Here is a 5,541-nt window from a genome sequence, read left to right as displayed (position 1 = left end):
GCGCCATCAGTGCCGATGGTGATTGAGCCAACACCCGCGATGGTCGCGGTCTGGCCGGCGTTATAAGTAGTGCCACCAACATTGAACGTGGCAACGCTCAACACGTTATCCACATCGACGTCGTTGCTCAGCACGTTGCCGGTGGCTACGTTGTCTTCCAGCGCACTGCCGGTGTCTGCTTTGAGGACGCTTGCGTCGTCGACTGCGTCGATTTTCACGTCCAGCGTGCTGCTAGAGCCGGTGTTGGTCGTGTAGCCGATTTGTGGCACGTCGCCGTTGAAGTCTTTAACTGGGGTGAAAGCGTAGGCGCCGTCTACACCAATAGTGATGCTGCCCACACCTGCAATTACGGCAGTCTGGCCAGCGTTGTAGCTGGTGCCGTTTACGCTGAAAGTCGCAACGCTCAACACGTTATCGACGTCGACGTCGTTGCTCAGCACATTGCCAGTGGCAACGTTGTCTTCAAGCGCACTGCTGGTATCCGCCTTGAGGACGCTCGCGTCGTCAACCGCATCGATCTTCACGTTCAGCGTGCTGCTCGAACCCGTGTTGGTCGTGTAACCGATTTGCGGTACATCACCGTTGAAGTCTTTAACAGGCGTGAAGGCGTACGCGCCGTCTGCACCAATGGTGATGCTGCCAACACCTGCAATCACGGCAGTCTGGCCGGCTGCGTAGTTGGTGCCACCCACGTTGAACGTTGCAACAGTCAGGGTGTTGTCGACGTCCACGTCATTCGAAAGGACGTTGCCGGTAGCAACGTTATCTTCAAGCGCGCTGCCGGTATCCGCCTTGAGCACGCTTGCGTCGTCGACTGCGTCGATCTTCACATCCAGGGTGCTGCTGGAACCGGTGTTGGTGGTGTAACCGATTTGCGGTACATCGCCGTTGAAATCTTTAACGGGGGTGAAGGCGTACGCGCCGTCTGCACCGATGGTGATTGAGCCAACACCCGCGATAGTTGCGGTTTGGCCAGCGTTATACGTGGCGCCACCCACGTTGAACGTGGCGACAGTCAATGTGTTATCGACGTCGACGTCATTGCTCAGCACGTTGCCAGTGGCAACGTTGTCTTCAAGCGCACTGCCGGTATCCGCCTTGAGAACGCTTGCGTCGTCAACCGCATCGATCTTCACGTCAAGCGTGCTGCTTGAACCGGTGTTGGTCGTGTAGCCGATTTGCGGAACGTCGCCGTTGAAGTCTTTGACCGGCGTGAAGGCATAGGCACCGTCAGCGCCGATGGTGATGCTACCTACACCTGCAATTACGGCCGTCTGGCCAGCGTTGTAGCTGGTGCCGTTGACGCTGAAGGTCGCAACGGTCAAGACGTTATCAACATCGACGTCGTTGCTCAGCACATTGCCAGTGGCAACGTTGTCTTCAAGCGCGCTGCCGGTGTCGGCTTTGAGGACGCTTGCGTCGTCGACTGCGTCGATTTTCACGTCCAGCGTGCTGCTAGAGCCGGTATTGGTGGTGTAGCCGATTTGCGGCACATCGCCATTGAAGTCTTTGACCGGCGTGAAGGCATAGGCGCCGTCTGCACCGATGGTGATTGAGCCGACGCCCGCGATGGTCGCGGTCTGGCCTGCGTTGTAGCTAGTGCCGTTGACGCTGAAAGTCGCAACGCTCAACACGTTATCGACGTCGACGTCGTTGCTCAATACGTTGCCAGTGGCAACGTTATCTTCCAGCGCGCTGCCGGTGTCGGCTTTGAGGACGCTTGCGTCATCAACCGCATCGATCTTCACGTCCAGCGTGCTGCTCGAACCGGTATTGGTGGTGTAGCCGATTTGCGGTACATCGCCGTTGAAGTCTTTGACTGGCGTGAAGGCGTAGGCGCCGTCTGCACCGATGGTGATTGAGCCGACGCCCGCGATGGTCGCGGTCTGGCCTGCATTATAAGTGGTGCCACCTACGCTGAAGGTCGCAACGGTCAAGACGTTATCAACATCGACGTCGTTGCTCAGCACATTGCCAGTGGCAACGTTGTCTTCAAGCGCACTGCCGGTATCGGCTTTCAGAACGCTTGCGTCGTCAACCGCGTCGATCTTCACGTCCAGCGTGCTGCTCGAACCGGTGTTGGTCGTGTAGCCGATTTGTGGCACGTCACCGTTGAAGTCTTTAACTGGGGTGAAGGCGTAGGCGCCGTCTGCACCGATGGTAATAGCGCCGACACCTGCGATGGTTGCAGTCTGGCCGGCGTTGTAAGTGGTTCCACCGACATTGAACGTGGCGACAGTCAGGGTGTTGTCGACGTCCACGTCATTCGAAAGGACGTTGCCAGTGGCAACGTTGTCTTCAAGGCGTTACCGGTGTCAGCTTTGAGAACGCTTGCGTCGTCAACCGCGTCGATTTTCACGTCCAGGGTACTGCTCGAACCCGTGTTGGTCGTGTAACCGATTTGCGGCACATCACCGTTGAAGTCTTTGACTGGGGTGAAGACGTAGGCGCCGTCTGCACCGATGGTGATGCTGCCCACGCCTGCAATTACGGCCGTCTGGCCGGCGGCGTAGTTAGTGCCACCCACGTTGAACGTGGCGACAGTCAATGTGTTATCTACGTCGACGTCATTGCTCAACACATTGCCAGTGGCAACGTTATCTTCCAGCGCACTGCCGGTATCCGCCTTGAGAACGCTTGCGTCATCAACCGCATCAATCTTCACGTCCAGGGTACTGCTCGAACCCGTGTTGGTCGTGTAACCGATTTGCGGTACATCGCCGTTGAAATCTTTGACTGGCGTGAAGGCGTACGCGCCGTCAGCACCAATGGTGATTGAACCGACGCCAGCAATGGTCGCGGTTTGGCCGGCGTTATAAGTGGTGCCACCAACATTGAACGTGGCAACAGTCAGCGTGTTATCGACGTCGACGTCGTTGCTCAGCACGTTGCCAGTGGCAACGTTGTCTTCAAGCGCGCTGCCGGTGTCCGCTTTGAGGACGCTTGCGTCGTCGACTGCGTCGATCTTCACGTCCAGCGTACTGCTCGAACCGGTATTGGTGGTATAGCCGATTTGCGGCACATCGCCGTTGAAGTCTTTAACGGGGGTGAAAGCGTAGGCGCCGTCAGCGCCGATAGTGATGCTACCCACACCTGCAATTACGGCAGTCTGACCAGCGTTGTAGCTGGTGCCGTTGACGCTGAAAGTCGCAACGCTCAACACGTTATCGACGTCGACGTCGTTGCTCAGCACATTGCCAGTGGCAACGTTATCTTCAAGCGCGCTACCGGTATCGGCCTTAAGGACGCTTGCGTCATCAACCGCATCAATCTTCACATCCAGCGTGCTGCTAGAGCCGGTGTTGGTCGTGTAGCCGATTTGCGGTACATCACCATTGAAGTCTTTGACTGGGGTGAAGGTGTACGCGCCATCAGTGCCGATGGTGATGCTACCCACGCCCGCGATAACGGCGGTCTGGCCTGCGTTGTAGCTGGTGCCGTTAACGCTGAAGGTCGCAACGGTCAAGACGTTGTCAACATCGACGTCATTCGAAAGGACGTTGCCGGTAGCAACGTTATCTTCAAGCGCGCTGCCGGTATCCGCCTTGAGCACGCTTGCGTCGTCGACTGCGTCGATTTTCACGTCCAGCGTGCTGCTCGAACCGGTGTTGGTCGTGTAGCCGATTTGTGGCACGTCACCGTTAAAGTCTTTGACCGGCGTGAAAGCATAGGCGCCGTCTGCACCGATGGTGATAGCGCCAACACCTGCGATGGTTGCAGTCTGGCCGGCGTTGTAAGTGGTTCCACCGACATTGAACGTGGCAACAGTCAGGGTATTGTCGACGTCAACGTCGTTGCTCAACACATTGCCGGTGGCAACGTTATCTTCAAGCGCGCTACCGGTATCGGCTTTGAGGACACTTGCGTCGTCGACCGCGTCGATTTTCACGTCCAGGGTACTGCTCGAGCCCGTGTTGGTCGTGTAACCGATTTGCGGCACGTCACCGTTGAAGTCTTTGACTGGCGTGAAGGCGTAGGCGCCGTCTGAACCGATGGTGATTGAGCCGACGCCCGCGATAACGGCGGTTTGGCCTGCGTTATAAGTGGTGCCACCAACATTGAACGTGGCAACAGTCAGCGTGTTGTCTACGTCGAAGTCATTGCTCAACACATTGCCAGTGGCAACGTTGTCTTCAAGCGCACTGCCGGTATCCGCCTTGAGGACGCTTGCGTCGTCAACCGCGTCGATCTTCACATCCAGCGTGCTGCTAGAACCGGTGTTGGTGGTGTAACCGATTTGAGGCACATCGCCGTTGAAGTCTTTGACCGGCGTGAAGGCATAGGCACCGTCAGCGCCGATAGTGATACTCCCCACACCTGCAATTACGGCCGTCTGGCCAGCGTTGTAGCTGGTGCCGTTGACACTGAAAGTCGCAACGCTCAACACGTTATCGACGTCGACGTCGTTGCTCAGCACATTGCCAGTGGCAACGTTGTCTTCCAGGGCGCTGCCGGTGTCGGCTTTGAGGACGCTTGCGTCATCAACCGCATCAATCTTCACATCCAGCGTGCTGCTCGAACCGGTGTTGGTGGTGTAACCGATTTGCGGCACATCGCCGTTGAAGTCTTTAACGGGGGTGAAAGCGTAGGCGCCGTCAGCGCCGATAGTGATGCTACCCACGCCCGCGATCACGGCAGTCTGGCCAGCGGCGTAGTTGGTGCCACCCACGTTGAACGTGGCTACAGTCAATGTGTTATCGACGTCGACGTCATTGCTCAGCACGTTGCCTGTTGCAACGTTATCTTCCAAGGCACTGCCGGTGTCTGCTTTGAGGACGCTCGCGTCGTCAACCGCATCGATCTTCACGTTCAGCGTGCTGCTCGAACCCGTGTTGGTCGTGTAACCGATTTGCGGCACATCACCGTTGAAGTCTTTAACAGGCGTGAAAGCGTATGCGCCGTCAGCGCCGATGGTGATTGAGCCAACGCCTGCGATAACAGCGATCTGGCCGGCTGCGTAACTAGTGCCTCCCACGTTGAAAGTGACAACAGTCAGGGTGTTGTCGACGTCAACGTCATTGCTCAACACATTGCCGGTGGCAACGTTATCTTCAAGCGCGCTGCCGGTGTCCGCTTTGAGGACGCTCGCGTCGTCAACCGCATCAATCTTCACGTCCAGCGTGCTGCTCGAACCGGTATTGGTGGTGTAGCCGATTTGTGGCACATCACCGTTGAAGTCTTTGACTGGCGTGAAGGTGTACGCGCCATCAGTGCCGATGGTGATTGAACCGACGCCAGCAATGGTCGCGGTTTGGCCGGCGTTATAAGTGGTGCCACCAACATTGAACGTGGCAACAGTCAGGGCGCTGTCTACGTCCACGTCATTCGAGAGCACATTGCCAGTGGCAACGTTGTCTTCCAAGGCGTTACCGGTGTCTGCTTTGAGAACGCTCGCGTCGTCAACCGCATCGATCTTCACGTCCAGCGTGCTGCTCGAACCGGTGTTGGTCGTGTAACCAATTTGCGGTACATCGCCGTTGAAGTCTTTGACTGGCGTGAACGTGTATGCGCCATCAGTGCCGATGGTGATTGAGCCAACAC

General features: G+C 57.1%; 2 protein-coding genes. Both read right to left on the bottom strand.

All coding sequences use genetic code 11. The annotated features are described in order from the left end of the window. The coding region (locus TU75_RS25945) for a beta strand repeat-containing protein (protein WP_248844507.1) at positions 1–2,261 on the bottom strand (2,261 nt) is incomplete at its 3' end. Beyond that, the coding region (locus tag TU75_RS27845) for a beta strand repeat-containing protein (RefSeq protein ID WP_211267972.1) at positions 2,240–5,541 on the bottom strand (3,302 nt) is incomplete at its 5' end. The genes TU75_RS25945 and TU75_RS27845, both read right to left, overlap by 22 nt.

The sequence above is a fragment of the Pseudomonas poae genome, assembly GCF_001439785.1.
Taxonomy (GTDB): Bacteria; Pseudomonadota; Gammaproteobacteria; order Pseudomonadales; family Pseudomonadaceae; genus Aquipseudomonas; species Aquipseudomonas poae.
The sequence above is the reverse complement of the archived record's forward strand: the minus strand, read 5'-3'. Positions and strand labels throughout refer to the sequence as shown.